The organism is Phocaeicola fibrisolvens, assembly GCF_025567125.1.
GTDB lineage: Bacteria > Bacteroidota > Bacteroidia > Bacteroidales > Bacteroidaceae > Phocaeicola > Phocaeicola fibrisolvens.
Genome location: NZ_JAOQJI010000009.1, coordinates 29163 through 48259, shown reverse-complemented (window position 1 = coordinate 48259; position 19097 = coordinate 29163). Strand labels below are relative to the sequence as shown.

16 protein-coding genes are annotated in these 19097 nt (G+C 49.5%); 8 read left to right on the top strand and 8 right to left on the bottom strand.

The features are described from left to right. Positions 1-18: 18 nt before the first annotated feature. Positions 19-1470: an ATP-binding cassette domain-containing protein gene (locus tag OCV81_RS05745; RefSeq protein WP_148329150.1), complete on the top strand. Its 1452-nt coding sequence runs from the start codon at positions 19-21 to the stop codon at positions 1468-1470. Between the two features lie 546 nt (positions 1471-2016). On the opposite strand, the gene OCV81_RS05740 is transcribed toward OCV81_RS05745, so the two are convergent. Genes OCV81_RS05740 through dnaN form a run of 7 tightly spaced genes read right to left on the bottom strand, consistent with a single transcriptional unit; the run spans position 2017 to position 10293 of the window. Beyond that, on the bottom strand, positions 2017-2967 hold the full coding sequence (locus tag OCV81_RS05740) for an NAD(P)H-dependent flavin oxidoreductase (RefSeq protein ID WP_148329148.1): 951 nt from the start codon (positions 2965-2967) through the stop codon (positions 2017-2019). 7 nt (positions 2968-2974) lie between these two features. Continuing rightward, complete coding sequence (locus OCV81_RS05735) at positions 2975-4675, bottom strand: tetratricopeptide repeat protein (RefSeq protein ID WP_148329224.1); 1701 nt, start codon at positions 4673-4675, stop codon at positions 2975-2977. A 28-nt stretch (positions 4676-4703) separates the two neighbouring features. Beyond that, positions 4704-5453 (bottom strand): 23S rRNA (guanosine(2251)-2'-O)-methyltransferase RlmB, encoded by a 750-nt coding sequence (gene rlmB, locus OCV81_RS05730; protein ID WP_148329146.1) that lies wholly within the window; start codon positions 5451-5453, stop codon positions 4704-4706. Positions 5454-5470: 17 nt separating this feature from the next. Then, complete coding sequence (recN, locus tag OCV81_RS05725) at positions 5471-7138, bottom strand: DNA repair protein RecN (RefSeq protein WP_148329144.1); 1668 nt, start codon at positions 7136-7138, stop codon at positions 5471-5473. A gap of 6 nt (positions 7139-7144) precedes the next feature. Next, positions 7145-8350: a bifunctional phosphopantothenoylcysteine decarboxylase/phosphopantothenate--cysteine ligase CoaBC gene (gene coaBC / locus OCV81_RS05720; RefSeq protein WP_148329142.1), complete on the bottom strand. Its 1206-nt coding sequence runs from the start codon at positions 8348-8350 to the stop codon at positions 7145-7147. A gap of 13 nt (positions 8351-8363) precedes the next feature. Beyond that, positions 8364-9140 (bottom strand): 3'-5' exonuclease, encoded by a 777-nt coding sequence (locus OCV81_RS05715; RefSeq protein ID WP_022353648.1) that lies wholly within the window; start codon positions 9138-9140, stop codon positions 8364-8366. Between the two features lie 28 nt (positions 9141-9168). After that, complete coding sequence (dnaN, locus tag OCV81_RS05710; protein WP_148329140.1) at positions 9169-10293, bottom strand: DNA polymerase III subunit beta; 1125 nt, start codon at positions 10291-10293, stop codon at positions 9169-9171. A 175-nt stretch (positions 10294-10468) separates the two neighbouring features. On the opposite strand from dnaN, the gene OCV81_RS05705 reads away from it, so the two are divergent. Then, positions 10469-10843 (top strand): DUF3127 domain-containing protein, encoded by a 375-nt coding sequence (locus OCV81_RS05705; protein ID WP_148329138.1) that lies wholly within the window; start codon positions 10469-10471, stop codon positions 10841-10843. Positions 10844-10922: 79 nt separating this feature from the next. Here the strand turns inward: OCV81_RS05705 and rho are convergent, their stop codons facing one another. After that, positions 10923-12917, bottom strand: coding sequence for a transcription termination factor Rho (rho, locus tag OCV81_RS05700; RefSeq protein WP_148329136.1), 1995 nt, complete (start codon positions 12915-12917; stop codon positions 10923-10925). A gap of 302 nt (positions 12918-13219) precedes the next feature. Between rho and OCV81_RS05695 the strand changes: the two genes are divergently transcribed. The 6 genes from OCV81_RS05695 to abc-f all read left to right on the top strand — a co-directional run bounded on the left by OCV81_RS05695 (position 13220) and on the right by abc-f (position 18774). Continuing rightward, complete coding sequence (locus OCV81_RS05695; protein WP_148329134.1) at positions 13220-13597, top strand: RidA family protein; 378 nt, start codon at positions 13220-13222, stop codon at positions 13595-13597. Between the two features lie 65 nt (positions 13598-13662). Beyond that, positions 13663-14871: a hypothetical protein gene (locus OCV81_RS05690; protein ID WP_394802518.1), complete on the top strand. Its 1209-nt coding sequence runs from the start codon at positions 13663-13665 to the stop codon at positions 14869-14871. A gap of 5 nt (positions 14872-14876) precedes the next feature. Further along, a complete protein-coding gene (locus OCV81_RS05685) occupies positions 14877-15602 on the top strand; it encodes an MBL fold metallo-hydrolase (RefSeq protein ID WP_148329132.1) in 726 nt (241 codons plus the stop codon). Positions 15603-15633: 31 nt separating this feature from the next. Beyond that, positions 15634-16011 (top strand): VOC family protein, encoded by a 378-nt coding sequence (locus OCV81_RS05680; protein WP_022353655.1) that lies wholly within the window; start codon positions 15634-15636, stop codon positions 16009-16011. Between the two features lie 39 nt (positions 16012-16050). Next, positions 16051-16875 (top strand): DUF3805 domain-containing protein, encoded by an 825-nt coding sequence (locus OCV81_RS05675; RefSeq protein WP_148329130.1) that lies wholly within the window; start codon positions 16051-16053, stop codon positions 16873-16875. Positions 16876-16908: 33 nt separating this feature from the next. Further along, positions 16909-18774 (top strand): ribosomal protection-like ABC-F family protein, encoded by a 1866-nt coding sequence (gene abc-f / locus OCV81_RS05670; RefSeq protein WP_148329128.1) that lies wholly within the window; start codon positions 16909-16911, stop codon positions 18772-18774. The last annotated feature ends 323 nt before the right edge of the window (positions 18775-19097 follow it).

Here is a 19097-nt window from a genome sequence, read left to right as displayed (position 1 = left end):
TAAAAGCTAAAAGAGACAATGCAGAATGTAATTACAATTGAGAACGGAGTGACACGTCATCCGCTCTATCGGATGAAGGAACCTATTAACTTGCAGATTGCTGCGGGAGAGCATGTGGCCATTGTGGGACCGAACGGGGCGGGAAAGAGCCTGTTGGTAGATACCATCACGGGCCGTTATCCGTTGCTGATGAACGAGGTGAAGTATGATTTCTCTCCTTCAGAATCCAAAATGGCTTGTGACAACATCAAATACATCACTTTCCGCGACTCGTATGGGGATGCCGATGGAAATTATTATTACCAGCAGCGATGGAACTCACACGACTTGGACGATACGCCCATCGTGGCCGATTTGCTGCCGGAGTGCAAAGACGAGCAGCTCCGAAAGGCACTCTACGACTTGTTTGGGATAGAGGAGATGCTCAGCAAGCACATTATCCTGCTTTCCAGTGGAGAACTCCGCAAGTTCCAGCTGACTAAGACGTTGCTGAGCGGTCCGCGGGTGTTGATTATGGACAATCCTTTCATCGGTCTGGATGCACGGACACGCGGACTGTTGCATACGTTGCTGGGCAAGCTGACGGAGATGACAGATTTGCAGGTGATTCTGGTCTTGTCGAAGACGGACGATATTCCGACGTTTATTACGCACGTGATACCGGTGGAAGACCGTCACTGTGGACCGAAAATCACGTTGCAGGAATACCTGGCTCACCGGGAACCGGCTCCGGCACATGTGCTGTCTGATGAGAAGCGGCAGCGGATACTGGATTTGCCGTATGCCGAGAACCTGTATCATACGGAGCATATCGTAGACTTGAATAAGGTAAGCATCCGATATGGGGAACGGGTCATCCTGAAAGACCTCGACTGGACGGTGAAGTGCGGAGAGAAATGGGCACTCAGCGGAGAGAACGGGGCCGGAAAGTCTACGTTGCTGAGTTTGATTTGTGCCGATAATCCGCAGAGTTATGCGTGCGACATTGCGTTGTTTGGACGCAAACGGGGCAGTGGCGAGAGTATTTGGGAAATCAAGAAGCATATCGGTTATGTGAGTCCGGAAATGCACCGTGCTTATTTGAAGAACCTTCCGGCCATTGACATCGTGGCCAGCGGTTTGCACGATTCCATCGGTTTGTATCGCAAGACGCAGGAAAAGGATGTGGAGACGTGCGTGTGGTGGATGGACATCTTTGGTATTGCCGATTTGAAAGACCGCAGCTTCCTTCAGCTCTCCAGTGGGGAACAGCGTATGGTGCTTTTGGCTCGTGCGTTTGTCAAAGACCCTGAACTGCTGATTCTGGACGAGCCTTTGCACGGTTTGGATATGCGCAACCGCCGGTTGGTGAAGGATGTCATCGAGGCTTTCTGTGACCGGAAGGATAAGACCTTGATCATGGTGACGCACTATCAGGAGGAACTTCCGTCTACCATTACCAATTCGTTGTTTCTGAAGCGGAATAAGTAGGAAGTGAAATTTTTTTCTGAAGGAGGCTGAGGGTTTCTGCTTCGCGGAAAGCTGAAAGGTTGTACAACGGTGGGATGATTCTTCGAAGTCTCCTAAAGTTTGTTGCGAGGATATCCTTTTTGAAGCCAGCCCGCGAGAAACTTCTTGAATCTCTTCAATAAGGCGTTCTGGCAGGGATTGACCGTGAGGAACCAATGGTAGTTTCCACATAGGGTCTCTCCGAAGGAACGGTCCGGTAGTTAGTCTATAAGTGAGATAATATAAGAATCCCCTTATTTTTCTACTTTTCTTCTTATGAGGGAGAAAGCGAAAAATAAGGGGATTCCTTTGTAAATACATCCTCAAATTCGGAGGCCCTTGAGACCTCTTATGGTTAAGTTATGATGTGTACGTGTTCCCAAGGTATTGCTGTTCCAAGACTTTGATACTTTTTATGGCCGCGTCTTGCGGATTGTATTTCCTTACTATTGGGGGATGGAAACTTTGCATCTATCGGGACAATGGATTTAGGTATGGAGTAAACTCTTTACATTAAAGCATTCCCGTTTACCAGCCCTGCTTGTCCTGTAGTTGACGGAGGGCCTTGCGATAATCTTCCACTAGTTCCGTCATCACTTCATCTACCGTCTGCAACTGGTGAATCTGTGAGGCGGCTTGTCCGATTTCCAGCTCTCCTTCATAGATATCTCCTTCAAAAATACCTTTCTTGGCCCGGCCTTTGCCTAATAAAGCCCTCATTTCATCGACGGAAGCACCCTTTTGTTCGGCTTCTTCCACCTGCTTGTAGAAGTCGTTTTTGACCAGTCGGGTAGGAGAAAGCTGCTTGAGGGTCAGTTGCGTGTCTCCTTCGTTCAGTCGCAGGCACCGGTCCTTGAAGGTGAAGTGGGCCGAACTTTCTTCCGTCAGGGCGAAGCGGGTACCCATTTGTACACCTTCTGCGCCCAAGGCTTCCGCAGCCAGGATGCTTTCTCCCGACACGATGCCTCCTGCAGCAATGAGGGGGACGGTACATACTTTCTTCACTGCCGGAATCAAGCAGAAGGTGGTGGTTTCTTCCCGTCCGTTGTGGCCGCCGGCCTCGAATCCTTCGGCTACAATGGCATCCACTCCGGCTTCTTCACATTTCATGGCGAAACGGCTGGAAGATACCACATGGGCTACCTTGATGCCAGCCTGTTGAAGCTTGGAAGTCCATGTCTTCGGGTTACCCGCAGAGGTAAACACAATTTTCACTTCTTCTTCCTGAATAATGTCCATAAGGGTATCAATCTCAGGATACATCAACGGTACATTGACGCCGAACGGTTTGTCGGTAGCCGCCTTGCACTTGCGGATGTGTTCGCGCAAGGTTTCCGGATGCATGGAGCCAGCTCCCAACAATCCTAGTCCACCTGCGTTGCTGACGGCTGAAGCCAGTCGCCAGCCGCTGCACCACACCATTCCTCCTTGAATGATGGGGTAGCGGATACCGAAAAGGTGACAGACTCTGTTGTTCATAAAATGATTATTTATATTTTTCTATCAGGTTCTTGGCGACGGTGTCTCCCAGTTCCACGGCTTTCTCCAAGTTGGCCAACCCTTCTTTCTTCTTGTTTTGTTGTATCTGGCAATAGCCTAGCATGCGGTAAGCAGCCGCATTCTTTGCATCCAATTCAATGGCTTTATTCAATGCTTCAATAGCTTCTTTCGGCTGGTTGACTCGAAGATGTACACTTCCTTTTTCTACCCAGTAGTCTACGTTTTTGGGTTCCATTTCAATTGCCTGATTGATGTCGTTGATGGCCTGCTGATACATACGACATTGCATTTCAGCCTGTTCACGGATAAAATAGAAATCGGCAGCTACTTGTCCCATCATGGCATCATAGAAGAGGTTGTAGTCGCCTACAGCTTCGCGGAATTGTTTGTCCTCGTCTTTCATGCGAGCACGCTCATAGAGATAGGGAGCTGCATCTTTTCCATAAGGGGGATTGTATTTCGCCACGGCACTGTCCATCAATGCAATGGCTTCTTTCTTGGAAGCACCCTCGATCAGTTCTTTCGTTTTGGCTGCTGCATAGAAAGTGGCAGCCGAAGCCAGCGGGGAGCGGTTCACCTCTTCGTAGCTGGTAAAGGCTTCCGGATATTTCTGCATGGCAAAATAAATATCTCCCTGCAACTGATAGTATAATCCCTGTTTGTCGTTCTCAAGAGCTGTATTGATTTCTTTCAGTGCGCGTTCCAGCGTCCAGTCGCCGTAAGGTTTGGCACCTTGTAACCCCAGTACGTAATTATATAATAGCTTAGAGAGGTTATAATAGGCATCTCCTTTGTTGTCGTTGACTTCCACCATGGTCTGCAAATCCTTTTCAGCCAATGCATAGTGGGCGTCATCACCATATCCGATGTAGCAGGTAGCCCGGCGAGAGTAACCTTCACTGTTTTTAGGATATTGCTGAATGAATTCGTTCAGCAGATTCAAGTATTCATCCCGGGTCAGGTTGGACGAAGCCATGTACACATATACCAGAGCCTGTGACTCATCTTCCGGCAATCCTTTGCGGATACCGATGGCATTCAGGGCGAAGTCGTTGGCCGACAGGGCGCTGATGGAAAGACTCTTGGCATATCCGATGCCGATAGCATAGCTCGAAGTACTTTCTTTGTCACTGTTCTTCTGCACCAATCCCATGACTTCTCCTTCTGCGTTCATCACTGGGCAGCTGACCGTTTTGTCACCTGTTTTCATGTTCAGAGTGTAATAGAAGGAGTTGTGACTGATAGTATCAATTTTGGCAATAGTACCGTGTGTACCAGTTGGTGCTTTCTGTGTAGAATAGGGCAGTACGTATACGGTCTCGTTCACTGTTCCCGGACGGGAAGTGGGCTGTAATGCTTCAATTTTCTTGTCGTAAGCCGTTTTGAACTTTACCACATCGTACATATCATTGGCTCCTAGAATGTATTCTACTGGAAGTTCCTTTCCTTCGGCAGTGACTACGACGGCACGTTCGGCCCCTTTGAATAAGGTATAGTCCGAAACAGCTGTTCCATTTTCGTCGATAAAGAATCCGTTGCCGGTATTGAGAATCTGGTTGTCTTTGTCATACGTGACGACGGAAAATACCGCTTTCCGGGCTTTGTTTGCCCATTTTGGAAGTTCCTGGGCAAACCCCATCTGGAAAGCCATTCCGTAACACGTCAGAATAAGGGTAAATTTTCTCATTTTCATGGTAGTTGTATGTTTTATTGTTTTATTCTTCTCCGAATCCCCTTTGTTTCACGGCTTCATAAATCAGGATACCCGCTGCTACGGATACGTTCAGTGATTCGATGTTTCCGAACAAAGGAATCTTGATCCATTCGTCACAAAGAGCCAAGTGGTCGTAAGGCACACCTGTATCTTCCGCTCCCATGATGATGCAGGTCGGACTCTTGTAGTCGGCCTTGGTATAGTCATAATCACCTTTTTCTGTGGCCGCTACAATCTTGAATCCGCTGTCCTTCAGAAATTTGATAGTGTTTGTCACGTTGCTTTCGCGGCAAACGGGAATCGTGTGCAAGGCTCCTGCCGAAGTCTTGATGGCATCCGCATTCACACTGACACTGTTCTTGGAAGGGATGATAATGGCATCCACTCCGGCACATTCACACGTGCGGGCAATGGCTCCGAAGTTGCGTACATCTGTCAGTCCGTCCAGCAGGATGAGCAGCGGGTTCTTTCCCTGTTCGAACAGGAAGGGCACGATGTCCTCCGTGCGCTGGTAAGTGATGGGCGAGATGAAGGCCACCACGCCTTGGTGGTTCTTCTTGGTGATACGGTTGATGCGTTCCACCGGCACCCGTTGTACGGGAATAAAAGTATCTTTCAATACTGCAAAGAGTTCCTTCGACAAGTCACTCTGGATGTCTTTTTTGATTAACACTTTGTCAATCTCTTTTCCGGCCTGGATAGCCTCGATGACGGCGCGTACGCCGAAAATCATTTCGTTCTTTTCTATCATGGTCTTGTAGTTTCTTGTTATGAGTTAAAGCCTAGCAGGGCACGTGCATTTTGTACGGCAGCCTCAGTAAGTGTACTGCCGCTGAGCATGTGGGCGATTTCCTGCACCCGTTCCTCGTCCGACAACCGTCGGATGTGGCTGTTTGTTCCGGTCTCGGTATCTTCCTTGTACACCTTGTAGTGTGCGATGCCGCGGGCTGCAATTTGAGGAAGATGCGTGATGCTGATGACCTGCCGGTTCTGTCGTCCCATGTCCTGCATGATGAGGGCCATCTTTTCTGCGATGGAGCCCGAAACCCCCGTGTCAATCTCATCGAAGATAATGGTAGGAAGTTTTACGGCCCCTGCAATCATGGCCTTGAGCGAGAGCATCACGCGGGCAATCTCACCTCCCGACGCGATGGAAGCTACATTCTGCAGCGTACCGTTCTTGTTGGCCGAGAAGAGGAAAGTCACGCTGTCCATCCCCTTGCTGTCCGGTTCCTTGCGGGCCGTCAGTTCCACGGCAAACCGTACGTTGGGCATTCCCAGCGGGATAAGCAGAGATTCCATCTGTGATTCGATGTGGCGGGCCGACTGCGTACGGAGTTGGGTCAGCACACCGGCCTGTTTCAGCACTTCTGCGTAGAGCTTTTTCTTTTCTCCTTCCAATTCTGCAATCCGGTCGTCGAAAGAAGTGATGGCATTCAACTGGTTACGGTAGTTTTCCGTCAGTTCCAACAGCTCCTCTACCGTTTGTACGTGATGTTTCTGCTGCAAGGAATAAATCAGGTTCAACCGTTCGTTGACGAAATCCAGTCGCGAAGGATTGAATTCCACTTCTTCTTCCGCATTGTCAATCTCGCGGGCGAGGTCTTTCAGTTCGATGTAGCAGCTGTTCAGTCGTTCCATCCATTCCCGTGCCGGAGCATATACCTGAGTCAGTCCCTGAAGCGTCTGCATACATTCCTTGGTGAGCGATACCGTACCGCCTTCCTCACCGTTAATCAGTTGGCTGGCCTTGTAGAGTCCGGCCTTGATGTCTTCGGCATGGCTCAGCGTTTCCGCCTCCTGTTCCAAGTCCGTCTGTTCGTTTTCTTTCAGTCCGGCCTCCTCTAGTTGCTCCAGTTGGAAACGGATATAGTCTTCATCCTGTCGGCTCTTTTCAGCCTGTGCGATAAAATCCTCCAGTTCCTTTGCTATCTTCTTATACGACTGATAGACGGCCTGATAAGCAGAAAACTGTGTCTCGTCCTGCGCCAGAATGTCCAAGATGTTCAGCTGGAACCCTTCTTTGTTCAGCAACAGGTTCTGATGCTGGCTGTGTACGTCAATCAGTTTTTCGCCCAACACCTTCATCTGTGCAAGCGAGGCAGGAGTATCATTGATGAATGCCCGGCTTTTCCCGTTGGCCGACACTTCACGGCGCAGGATACATTCGTCCGGCTCGTATTCGATGTTGTTTTCTTGGAAAAATGCTTCCATGCCATAGTTGGCAATCCGGAAAGTCGCTTCCACAATGCACTTCGAAGCCCCTTTCTTGATGGCTTTCACATCGGCCCGCTGTCCCAGCAGAAGTCCGATGGCCCCCAAGATGATGGACTTTCCCGCTCCGGTTTCCCCGGTGATGACCGAAAACCCGGAAGTGAAGCTGATGTCCAGTTTGTCAATCAGCGCATAGTTTTGTATGAAAATAGACTGTAGCATGGTGATTTAAGAATGAAACAGACTCGAAAGTTTGTCTACAATGTATTCGGCCACTTCCTTCTTGCTTTTCAGCGGATAGGAAACAGCTTCCGAACGGTCGATAATCGTGATTTTGTTGGTGTCGCAGCGGAATCCGGCCCCTTTGTCGTTCAACGAGTTCAGTACGATGAAATCGAAGTTTTTCCGGGCCAGCTTGTCCTGGGCATGATTTACTTCGTCGCAGGTCTCCAAGGCAAATCCCACCAGCACCTGTCCCGGTCGTTTCTCTTTCCCGAGCGAGGCGGCGATGTCGCATGTTGGCTTCAACCGCAACACGAGGTCGTCTTTTTCCCGCTTGATTTTCTGTGAGGCTACCTGTTCCGGGGTAAAATCGGCCACGGCGGCACAGAGGATTCCGGCATCGGCCTCCTTGAAGGCTTCGGCTGCAGCCTGATGCATTTCCGCCGCACTTTCCACGTCTATGCGGTGAATGTGCGGATGGACGGTATGCAGGGTGACAGGGCCACTTACCAAGGTGACTTCAGCCCCTCGTGTGGCGCAGGCTTCGGCCAGGGCATATCCCATTTTCCCGGAAGAATAATTACCGATAAAGCGTACCGGATCAATCTTCTCGTACGTAGGGCCCGCCGTGATGACAATCTTCCGTCCGGCCAGGTCCTGCTGGCGGGCGAAAAACTCTTCCAATACTTCCACAATCTTCTCCGGTTCTTCCATGCGTCCTTTTCCTACCAAGTGGCTGGCCAGTTCGCCTGAAGCCGGTTCGATGATATGGTTGCCGTAGCTGCGTAGAATGTCCAGATTATGCTGGGTGGAAGGATGGGCAAACATGTCCAGGTCCATGGCCGGCGCCACGAATACCGGTGCTTTCATCGACAGGTAGGTGGTGACCAGCATGTTGTCGGCTATTCCGTGTGCCATCTTGCCGATGGTGGAAGCCGTAGCCGGAGCAATAATCATGGCATCGGCCCACAATCCCAGATCCACGTGACTGTGCCACGTGCCGTCGCGCTGTGAGAAAAACTCGCTGATGACCGGCTTGCTGGTCAGGGCCGAGAGGGTGATAGGCGTGATGAACTCCTTTCCTGCCGGAGTGATGACAATCTGCACCTCCGCCCCCTTCTTGATCAGTGCCCGTGTCAGTACCGCTGCCTTGTAAGCCGCGATGCTGCCCGTGATACCCAGTACGATTTTCTTGCCTTGTAGTGTATTCATGCACAATTTCCTTTTACTTGACCAGTCCTGTTTCGCGCAGGCGAATCTTGGTCAGTACGTTTTTCGTATTCAGTGTGAAATCTCCGTTCATAATCCAGCCGTAGTAGCCCATGTCTTTCTTGAGTACTTCGGCCACGGGAATTCCTTTGTATTTTCCGAAGTTGAAAACCTCCACTCCCTTGTCGTCATAGATGATTCTTCCGGCAAAGTCCACGTTCTTGCTGTAGCTGGAATATTCCGACAGGAAATTGATGTCGTTTTCCAACACATCCGGATAGTGGTCGAGCTGTGCCTTCAGCACTTCATACGTAGCCCGTGTGTCGGCTTCGGCCGTATGCGCATCTTCCAGGTTCTTGCCGCAATAGAACTTATAGGCAGCCGAAAGTGTGCGTTGTTCCAGCTTGTGGTAAATAACCTGCACGTCGATGAACTTCCGTTTGGTCAGGTCGATGTCGATGCCGGCACGCAGAAATTCTTCTACTAGTACGGGCACATCGAAACGGTTGGAATTGAATCCGGCAATGTCGGCCCCTTCAATGTCTTTGGCAATGTCCTTGGCAACCTCCTTGAAGGTAGGGCAGTCGGCCACGTCCTCGTCGTGAATACCGTGGATGGCAGTCGATGCCTCCGGAATGTGCATTTCCGGATTGATACGGAGCGTTTTGGCCTCCTCATTTCCGTTGGGATATACTTTTAGGTAACAGATTTCAACGATACGGTCTGTATTGATATTGGTGCCCGTGGTCTCCAGGTCGAAGAACACGAGCGGATTTTTCAAGTTCAGTTTCATGAGTAAGTTATGTGTACAAATGAATATATTAGTCATTCAGCATCATTGGCATCAGCAACATCAGCAAGTCTTCGTTTTCTTCCTGTTCTTCCGGCACGATGACTCCCGCACGTGACGGGTCAGCCAGTTCGATGATGATGTTTTGTGCGGAAATGTTGTTCAGGATATCAATCAGGAAAGACGATTTGAAGCCGATGCTCATCGGGTTTCCTCCATACTGGCATACAATGGTTTCTTCGGCTGAGGTAGAAAAGTCAATGTCTTGTGCAGAAATCTTCATCTGGTTCTCTGATAGGCTCAACTTGATCAAGCTGCTGGACTGGGAAGAGAACACAGATACACGGCGCAGGGCACTGATGAACATACCACGATCGATGATGGCACGGTGCGGGTTGTTCTGCGGAATTACCGAGTTATAGTTCGGGTAACGTCCCTCAATCAGGCGGCATACCATCTGGTAGTTCTCCAAGGTGAACATCGCGTTGCGGTCATCAAATCCGATTTGTACGTCTCCCTGCTCCTTCGGCAGCAAGCCTTTCAGCAGGTTAGCCGGTTTCTTCGGCAAGATGAAGGCTGCTTTTTCAGCTCCATGAGCCGCATACGTCTTGCAACGCACCAGCTTGTGTCCGTCGCTGGCCACCAGCGTGATGTCTTCCGTACTGATGTCAAAATAAATACCGTTCATCACCGGACGAAGTTCATCGTCGGCTGTGGCAAACAAGCTGCGGTTTACCCCGTTCATCAAGATATCTGCTCCCATGGTTACTTGTACAGCGTTGTTTCCCAGTTCCTGTGCCTGCGGATATTCGTCGGCATTCTGGCCCATCAGGCTGTACTTGCCGTTCTGATATTCCACGGTAATTTCCATGTTACTGGTTTCTATGTGAAAATTCAACGGCTGTTCCGGGATTTCTTTCAATGCTTCCAGCAAAGTCTTGGAAGAAACGGCAAACCGTCCGTCGCTGTCTGATTCATTCACTTCGATGGAAGTCGACAAGGTAGTGTCGTTGTCCGAAGCCGTCATGAAGAGCGTACCGTCTCTCAGTTCAAAAAGGAAACAGTCCAGAATCGGTAGGGAATTTCTTGAGTTAATTACTCGGCTGATAGCCTGCAAGTGGCTGAATAAAGCAGTACTTGAAACGATAAACTTCATAGTTTTTTATATTTATTTTTTGTTTTGTTTTTGTTCTGAAAAAGCATCTTAGGGTGCCTTAAACCAATTGCCAAAGTTACGAAAAGATTACATACAGCCCATAAAAAAGGCCTTAAAAATTAGTTTTCTTCTGTGGAAAGTCGTAATTTCGTCACCGAATTTAAAAATAAGATTTATGGAATTAGCAGGAAGAGTGATTGCAGTTTTGGAGCCGAAAGGCGGTACTTCTCGTAATGGAAATGAATGGAAAGTTCAAGAATATGTCATCGAGACGCACGATCAGTATCCGCGTCGTATGTGCTTTGATGTGTTTGGAGACGACAAGATCAAGCAGTTTAATATTCAGATTGGAGAAGAACTGAATGTGTCTTTTGATATTGATGCCCGTGAATGGCAGGGACGCTGGTTCAACAGTATTCGTGCCTGGAAAGTAGAACGTGTGGGGGCTACTCCTCCTCAGGTGCCTCCAACGGAAGCTCCTTTTCCTCCGGTGAATGCGGCTCCGGCCGATTTCTCAATGACAGATGAGAAAGATGATTTGCCATTCTGAGAAAAAAGAAAAGCAAAAGAAAAACTCCTTTGTACAGCAAACGTGCAAAGGAGTTTTTCTTTTTTTATTTTGTGGAACATCAGGAATTCATGCTCATCAGGAATTCGTCGTTGTCTTTTGTTTTTTCCAATCGTTCTTTCACGAAGTCCATAGCTTCGATAGGATTCATATCCGACAGGTATTTGCGGAGAATCCACATGCGGTCGAGCGTGGTCTTGTCCAACAGCAAATCGTCGCGGCGAGTGCTGGATGCGACAATGTTGACTGCCGGGAAAATACGTTTGTTGCTCAGGTTGCGGTCCAGCTGCAATTCCATATTACCTGTACCCTTGAATTCCTCGAAGATGACTTCATCCATCTTGGAACCCGTATCAATCAAGGCAGTGGCGATGATGGTTAATGAACCTCCACCTTCGATGTTACGTGCAGCACCGAAGAAACGTTTGGGTTTGTGCAGTGCGTTGGCATCCACACCTCCGGAAAGCACCTTGCCGGATGCCGGAGAAACCGTGTTGTAGGCGCGTGCCAGACGGGTAATTGAGTCGAGGAAGATGACTACATCGTGTCCACATTCTACCATTCGTTTGGCTTTCTCCAATACGATGCCTGCAATTTTTACGTGACGTTCAGCCGGCTCGTCGAAAGTAGAAGCAATCACTTCTGCATTGACGCTCCGTGCCATGTCGGTTACTTCCTCCGGACGTTCGTCGATGAGCAGCATAATCATGTACACTTCCGGATGGTTGGCTGCGATGGCATTGGCAATGTCTTTCATCAGGATAGTCTTACCTGTCTTAGGCTGCGCCACAATCAGGGCGCGCTGTCCTTTTCCGATAGGAGCGAACAAATCGACTACACGGGCCGATAAGTTGTCGTTGTAACCTTTGCAGAGTTTGAACTTCTCGTCCGGGAAGAGCGGGGTAAGATGGTCGAATGGAATGCGGTCGCGTACCAGAGTCGGATCGAGTCCGTTGATTTTGGATACCTTGACCAAAGGAAAATATTTTTCACCCTCCTTGGGTGGGCGGATTGTGCCTTCTACCACGTCACCGGTTTTCAGGCCGAGCAATTTGATTTGTGACTGTGATACGTAAATGTCGTCGGGTGAAGAAAGATAATTGTAATCGGAAGAACGGAGGAATCCGTAGCCGTCGGGCATGATTTCCAGTACCCCTGTACCTTGAAGAATATCATCGAAATCGTAGGCTTTTTCTACCGGTTTGGCAGGTGTGGCTGCGTTGGATGCAGTTTCTGTAGAAGTGGCGCCTTGCTGTTCCGCATTCTGTCCGTTGTTTTGCAAGCTATTGTCTTTGCTTGGGTTGCCGGGGCGGTTGTTCCGGTTGTTCTGGCGGGTTTGCCGTTGCTGGAATCTTTGCTTGGGTTCCTTGGCCGGAGCTGTAGGAGCAGGAGTCTCCATTTTGGTCGCTTCAAATTTGCCAAGCAGTTCCGAGGGTATTTCGAATTTTTCTGATGGCAAGTCTTCTATAGGAATAAAATCGTTGTTGTTCAAGTCAAGCGGCGGAAGTTCCATGTCGTCATCAAAAGGAAGTGGAGCCGGTTTGGTCGCTTCAGCAGCTTGTTTCTTTTCAGCTTCTTCAGCTTCTCTTGCCAGTGTTGATTTGTTTTTGGAACCTGGTTTCCGTCCTCGTTTGGATTTTGGCTTTTCTTCTGTTGTGGCGGCAGCCTCTGTGACAGCTGGTTTTTCTTCCGCGGGTGCGCTGAGGGCTGCTTTTTCAGCCGGAGCGTCAATTTCTTTAAATAAAGGAGCGGGGGCTGGCAGGGCAGGTGTGTTGGCTTCTAATTTCTGCGCTTTGTCTTTGGTGGCTGTATACACCTTGTCTCCCTCTTTTTTCACGCTGATACGTGAACGTTTGCGCGGTTGCCCTTCCTTGCGTTCTTCATTGTTCTGCTGGGCCGCTACCTTTTTCGTCGCGCCGACAATGGCCTGTTCGTCCAGAATACGGTACACCAATTCTTCTTTTTTCAGCGAATCGGTTTTTTTCAGACCCAACTCTTTGGCAATCTGTTGCAATTCGGACAAATCCTTGTCGTTTAATTGAATGATATTGTACATAAATAGGTTAAATGATTTATTAATATTGTGTGAAGCATACGTAATCGTTCAGAAGATTTTTTTCTCCTTCACACGTTTGAATTATCAATGTTCTTGATTGTTTTCGCTTGTTGTTTTGACACAGGGCTTGGATACGAATCCGTTTCCCGATACCCTTTTGCTTGTTTGCGAGGACAAAAGTAAGAGTTTTTTGTTACAATCACGAATAAATACCGACTTTTTTTGTGTATTCTGCCCCATGATTAAAAGAAATGTGCTAATTTAGCCGTTGAAAAGACAGTTTAATTGATACATTAAATTTTATGAAGAAAGTAATTTTTACAGAAAAGGCACCCGCTGCTATCGGTCCTTACAGCCAGGCTGTGGAAGTAAACGGAATGTTTTTCTTGTCCGGACAGATTCCGGTAGATCCAGCTACGGGCGAAGTAGTGGAAGGTGGAATCACCGAACAGACTACACGTGTGTTTGAAAACATCAAAAATGTACTTGCAGAAGCCGGACTGACTACTGCGAACGTAGTGAAAACAACTGTTTTCCTGGCCGACATGGCATTGTTTGGTGAAATGAACGCGGTGTATGCCCGTTATTTCGAAGGTGATTTCCCGGCTCGTTCTGCTGTGGCTGTAAAGGCCCTGCCGAAAGGAGTGCTGGTGGAAATTGAAAGTATTGCGGTGAGATAATCGCCCGTCGGATGCAGGCTGTCTAAGAACCTGCATCCGATATAATTAAACAGAAAATTGGAACGATGACACTACTGGATAAATTTGCAATCAGGGGAGAGAATAAATGGAAACTGGCCACATTCGTATTGGCATTCCTTACGATTGTGGCTTCGGCTTTTTATATTTACAGGTATGAACCCTTTTCTTCGAGGCTGGAAATCACGGATGAACTGGGAGGTAATATTTTTCCAGTCACGATTCTTTCAACGGCGACGACCGATGCTCAGTTGATTGTGCCGGCCGACAGTGATTATTTGGGGAATCCCAAATCGTGTATCGCCATCCGGATACGCAGCCCTCATACCAACAGCAAACTGCATATTGAATTGGCGGAGACGCCGTTTTTTGCGCGTTCCATTTCGGAATTCATCCTGCCTGAGTCGGGAAAGGAATACTTGGTTTTTCCGGATGTGATATGGAATTATCAGGCGCTGCTGGAGAATACGCAGGCTATGCCGGTCACGGTTTCTATTCAGGCGAAGATAAACAACCGGGTATATTCGGCAGTGCATACTTATTCGGTGCGCAGCATCAACGAATGTCTGTTGGGATATATTGACAGCAAGATGAAGTTTCACGACACGGGTGATTTCTTTGCCGCGTATGTGAACGAGGACAACCCGAACATCAGTCAGGTGTTGCGGGAAGCGCTTGATTCGCGCATCGTCAACCGCTTCTGGGGGTATCAGAGCAAGGACCCCGATGTGGTCGACAAGCAGGTGTATGCCTTGTGGTATGTGTTGCAGAAAAGGGGCTTCAAATATAGTTCCATCAGCAACAGCAGCCTTTCTTCGAATGTGGTGTTCACCCAGCGGGTGCGGACGTTCGACGATGCCTTGAAATCGGCCCAGATTAACTGTGTGGACGGAAGTGTGCTGTTTGCTTCTTTACTGAAGGCTGTGAACATCAATCCGATTCTGGTACGGGTACCGGGCCACATGTTCGTGGGATATTATACGGACCGTCTGCACCGGAACGTTCATTTCCTGGAAACCTCCATGATTGGTGATGTGAACCTGGACGACTTTTTCCCGGAAGAGAAACTGGACTCTACGATGATGGGCAAGTCGCAGGAGAGTGTGTCGAAGTTCATGTTCGAGAAATCCAAGGAATATGCCACCCGCATCTACAACGAACATAAAGACCTGATTCATTCGGGAAAGGTGAACTACATGTTCCTTGAAATCGACAAGGCCACGCGGGCATACGTACAACCTATAGCAGGAAAATAAAACTCATGAAACTGGTATATTTGTATCATAGTGGCTTTGCCCTGTTGGGCGAGGGCTATACCATCGTATTTGATTATTTTGAAGACTCCCGGTCGACCGACAAGGGGATTCTGCACGACGAAATCCTTTCACGGGAAGGACGGCTGTATGTGCTGGCCAGCCATTCCCATTACGACCATTTCAACCGGGAGGTGTTGTCGTGGAGCGCACGCCGGCCGGATATCGTCTATGTGTTTTCGCGCGACATTCAGCTTTCTGCCGGAGAAACTCGGTCGCGGACGATACACTGGATGGAGAAAGGCGATGTGTTTCAGGATGATTTTCTGGAAATCCGTGCTTTCGGCTCGACCGACATCGGCGTTTCGTTCTTGGTGAAGGTGGAGGGAAAAACGGTGTTTCATGCCGGCGACCTGAACAACTGGCACTGGATGGACGAGAGTCCGGAAGCGGAATGGAAGCATGATGAAGCTTTCTTTCTGAGAGAATTGGAAGACATTGCTATTTATACTGACCGGATGGATGTGGTGCTGTTTCCGGTCGACCCCCGGCTGGGACGGGAATACATGCGCGGCCCTGTGCAGTTTGTGAAACGGATAAAAACCGCTATCTTTGTACCGATGCATTTTGACGAAGCCTATGCAAAGGCCGAGGCTTTCGTCCCGTTGGCCGCACAGGAAGGCACGCGGGTGTGGGTACCTGCACATCGGGGCCAGCAGACAGATTTGGATTGATATATTGTAGACAACTAAAATAGAAAAGGACATGGAAATAAAAGGAAGATTTGACCATTTCAATATCAACGTGACCAACCTCGAAAAAAGTATCCAATTTTATGAGAAGGCGCTGGGCCTGCACGAGTCTCACCGCAAGGAAGCAGCCGACGGTTCGTTCATTCTGGTGTATCTCACCGACGGCAGTTCGAATTTCCTGTTGGAACTGACTTGGTTGCGCGACCATACCGAAGCGTATGAGCTGGGTGAGAACGAAAGCCATCTGTGTCTGCGTGTGGCAGGCGACTACGACGAGGTTCGCAAGTTCCACAAGGAAATGGGATGCGTCTGCTTCGAAAACGAACAGATGGGACTGTATTTCATCAACGACCCGGATGATTATTGGATTGAGATTCTCCCGCTGAAGTAAGTCAGCCCGATGGGCATACGAACATAAAACAAACGTGTTATGAAAAAATATATCTCTCCGGGGGCGTGGTTTTCACTGGAGTACCCCGACAACTGGTGTGAATTTGAGGATACGGAAGACAGCTTCCTGTTTTATAATCCGGACAAGTGGAGCGGCAATTTCCGCATTTCTGCCTATCGGGGCGAAGGAGCGGATTATGCCGCAGCGTGTATGGAGGATGAGCTGCGCGAAGTGCGTGGAGCCAAGAAAGTGAAGCTGGGAAACTGGGACTGCGTCTATTCGGCCGAGAGCTTTCAGGAAAACAATGTGTGGTACACCACGCACATCTGGGTGACCGGAAGGGGCGAGATTTCGGTGGAATGTTCGTTTACCGTGGTCAAGGGAGACAGCCCGAAAGCCGGAGAAGCGATTGTGGCTTCGTTGAAGGTGCGTGGCGCTTCCGACAAGCCGGTGAAAGCCGTCATTCCGGTGCGTGTGCTGGAAATCAACCAGATAAACGAAGACTACGACTGGGCCGTTTCCACGGTCAAGAAGCAGCTGACCAAGGACTTCACGGGTACGGAAGCCGATTTGGCAAACCTGCAGAAGGTGATGGACAGCGGGCGTTTCAACCCCAAGCAGCGTCAGGCGTGGGAAGGATTCGGCACGGCTTTCGGCGTGATACTGGTCAATGAGATGGACGGCATGGAATGGGTGACGGTCATCGACGGACCGAAAGAATATCCGGCCTTGCAGTTCGGCGGTTCGAAGGTGAGGGTGAATCCGGTGGCCCTGATTTGGGACAAGGTGCGCAACGGACAACCGTGCAACCTGAAAGCGGAATTCGAACGGATTAAGAACGAGGTGGAAGCGGCCATGGGTTGAGCCTTCTGCTGGTGACTTTAGAAGCAATCAATTATGACTCCTTATTTACAAGTAGAAAACCTGACCAAGTCGTTTGGCGACTTGGTGCTTTTTAATGAAATATCTTTTGGCATTGCGGAAGGGCAGCGCATCGGACTGATTGCCAAGAACGGTTCGGGCAAGACCACCTTGCTGAACATCCTGGCGGGAAAGGAAGGTTATGACGAAGGGAAAATCACTTTCCGTCGTGACCTGCGCGTGGGGTATCTAGAACAGAGCCCGAAGTATCCCGAAGAACTGACCGTGCTCGAGGCATGTTTCTATCATGGCAATTCCACGGTGGAACTCATCAAGGAATACGAACGGTGCATGGAAACCCCCGGCAATCCCGGATTGGATGATCTGCTGGCACGGATGGAGCACGAGAAGGCGTGGGATTACGAACGCCGGGCCAAGCAGATTCTCTCGCAGCTGAAAATCCGCGACTTTTCCCAGAAAATCGGACACTTGTCCGGCGGACAGCTGAAGCGGGTGGCCCTGGCCAATGTGCTGATTACGGAACCGGACCTGCTGATTCTGGACGAGCCGACCAACCACCTCGACCTGGACATGACCGAGTGGCTGGAGGAATACCTGAACCGTGGAAGCCTGAGTCTGCTCATGGTGACGCACGACCGTTATTTCCTGGACCGGGTATGTTCGGAAATCATAGAGATAGACAACCGCCAGCTGTATTCTTATAAAGGAAATTACAGTTATTACCTGGAAAAACGTCAGGAGCGCATCGAGGCGACCAATGCGGAAATTGCCCGTGCCAACAACCTGTATCGCACGGAGCTGGAGTGGATGCGACGGATGCCGCAGGCCCGCGGCCATAAAGCCCGCTATCGGGAGGAAGCGTTCTATGAGCTGGAGAAAGTGGCCAAGCAGCGAAGTTATGACTCGAACGTGAAACTGGATGTCAAGGCGTCGTACATCGGTTCGAAGATTTTCGAGGCCGACCATCTCTGCAAGCGTTTCGGCGACCTGGTGATACTGGATGATTTTTCGTACGTCTTTGCCCGTTATGAGAAGATGGGTATCGTGGGCAACAACGGCACCGGCAAGTCCACGTTCATCAAGATTCTGATGGGACTGGAGAAGGCGGACAGCGGGACACTGGACATCGGCGAGACCGTCCGTTTCGGTTATTACTCGCAGGAGGGACTGAAGTTCAACGAGCAGATGAAGGTGATTGACGTGATTACCGACATTGCCGAGGTGATTGAACTGGGCAACGGCAAGCGGCTCACGGCTTCGCAGTTCCTGCAGCATTTTCTGTTCACTCCCGAAACACAGCACAGCTATGTGTACAAGTTGAGCGGGGGAGAACGCCGCCGTCTGTATCTTTGTACGGTGCTGATGCGGAACCCGAACTTTTTGGTACTCGATGAGCCGACCAACGACCTGGACATCGTGACCTTACAGGTGCTGGAGGAGTATTTGCAGAACTTCAAGGGATGCGTCATCGTGGTGAGCCACGACCGCTATTTCATGGATAAGGTGGTCGACCATTTGCTGGTGTTCAAAGGTCAGGGTGACATCCGTGATTTCCCGGGCAATTATTCCGACTACCGCGACTGGAAGCTGGCCAAGGCGGAACACGACAAGGAGGCCGCCAAGCCGAAGGAGGAGAAAACCCAGCGTGTTCGGTTGAATGAAAAACGCCGCCTGACGTTCAAGGAGCGGAAAGAGCTGGAACAGTTGGAGAAAGACATTGCTGCCTTGGAGGAGGAAAAGAAGCAGTTGGAAGCCGACTTGTGCAGTGGCACGTTGAGCGTAGACGAACTGACCGAGAAGTCGAAGCGCCTGCCAGCCCTGAACGACGAGCTTGACGAGAAGACCATGCGCTGGCTGGAATTGAGTGAAATTGAAGGGTGAAAAAACGCTTCGACGTTTGAAAGAAAACGCTTCGGCGTTTCATGCCAAACGCTTCGGCGTTTTGATCAAAACTCTTCGACGTTTTAGATAAAACGCAAGTACGTTTAAGAGCAAACGCACTTGCGTTTTTTTCATGGTATTTCCGTGGTGAAAGTAATACTTTATGAAGTGTATAGTAATTTGTTGTAATACAGTTTGTTATATCTTACTATAAGAATCTTGGAAGAACGGTTGTATGATGAACCTCGTTTTCGTGAACAGAAAAATCGGATGAGGGTTCTTTCCCCCGAAGCCTGGTTTGACCGACAGAAAAAGCCCGGACA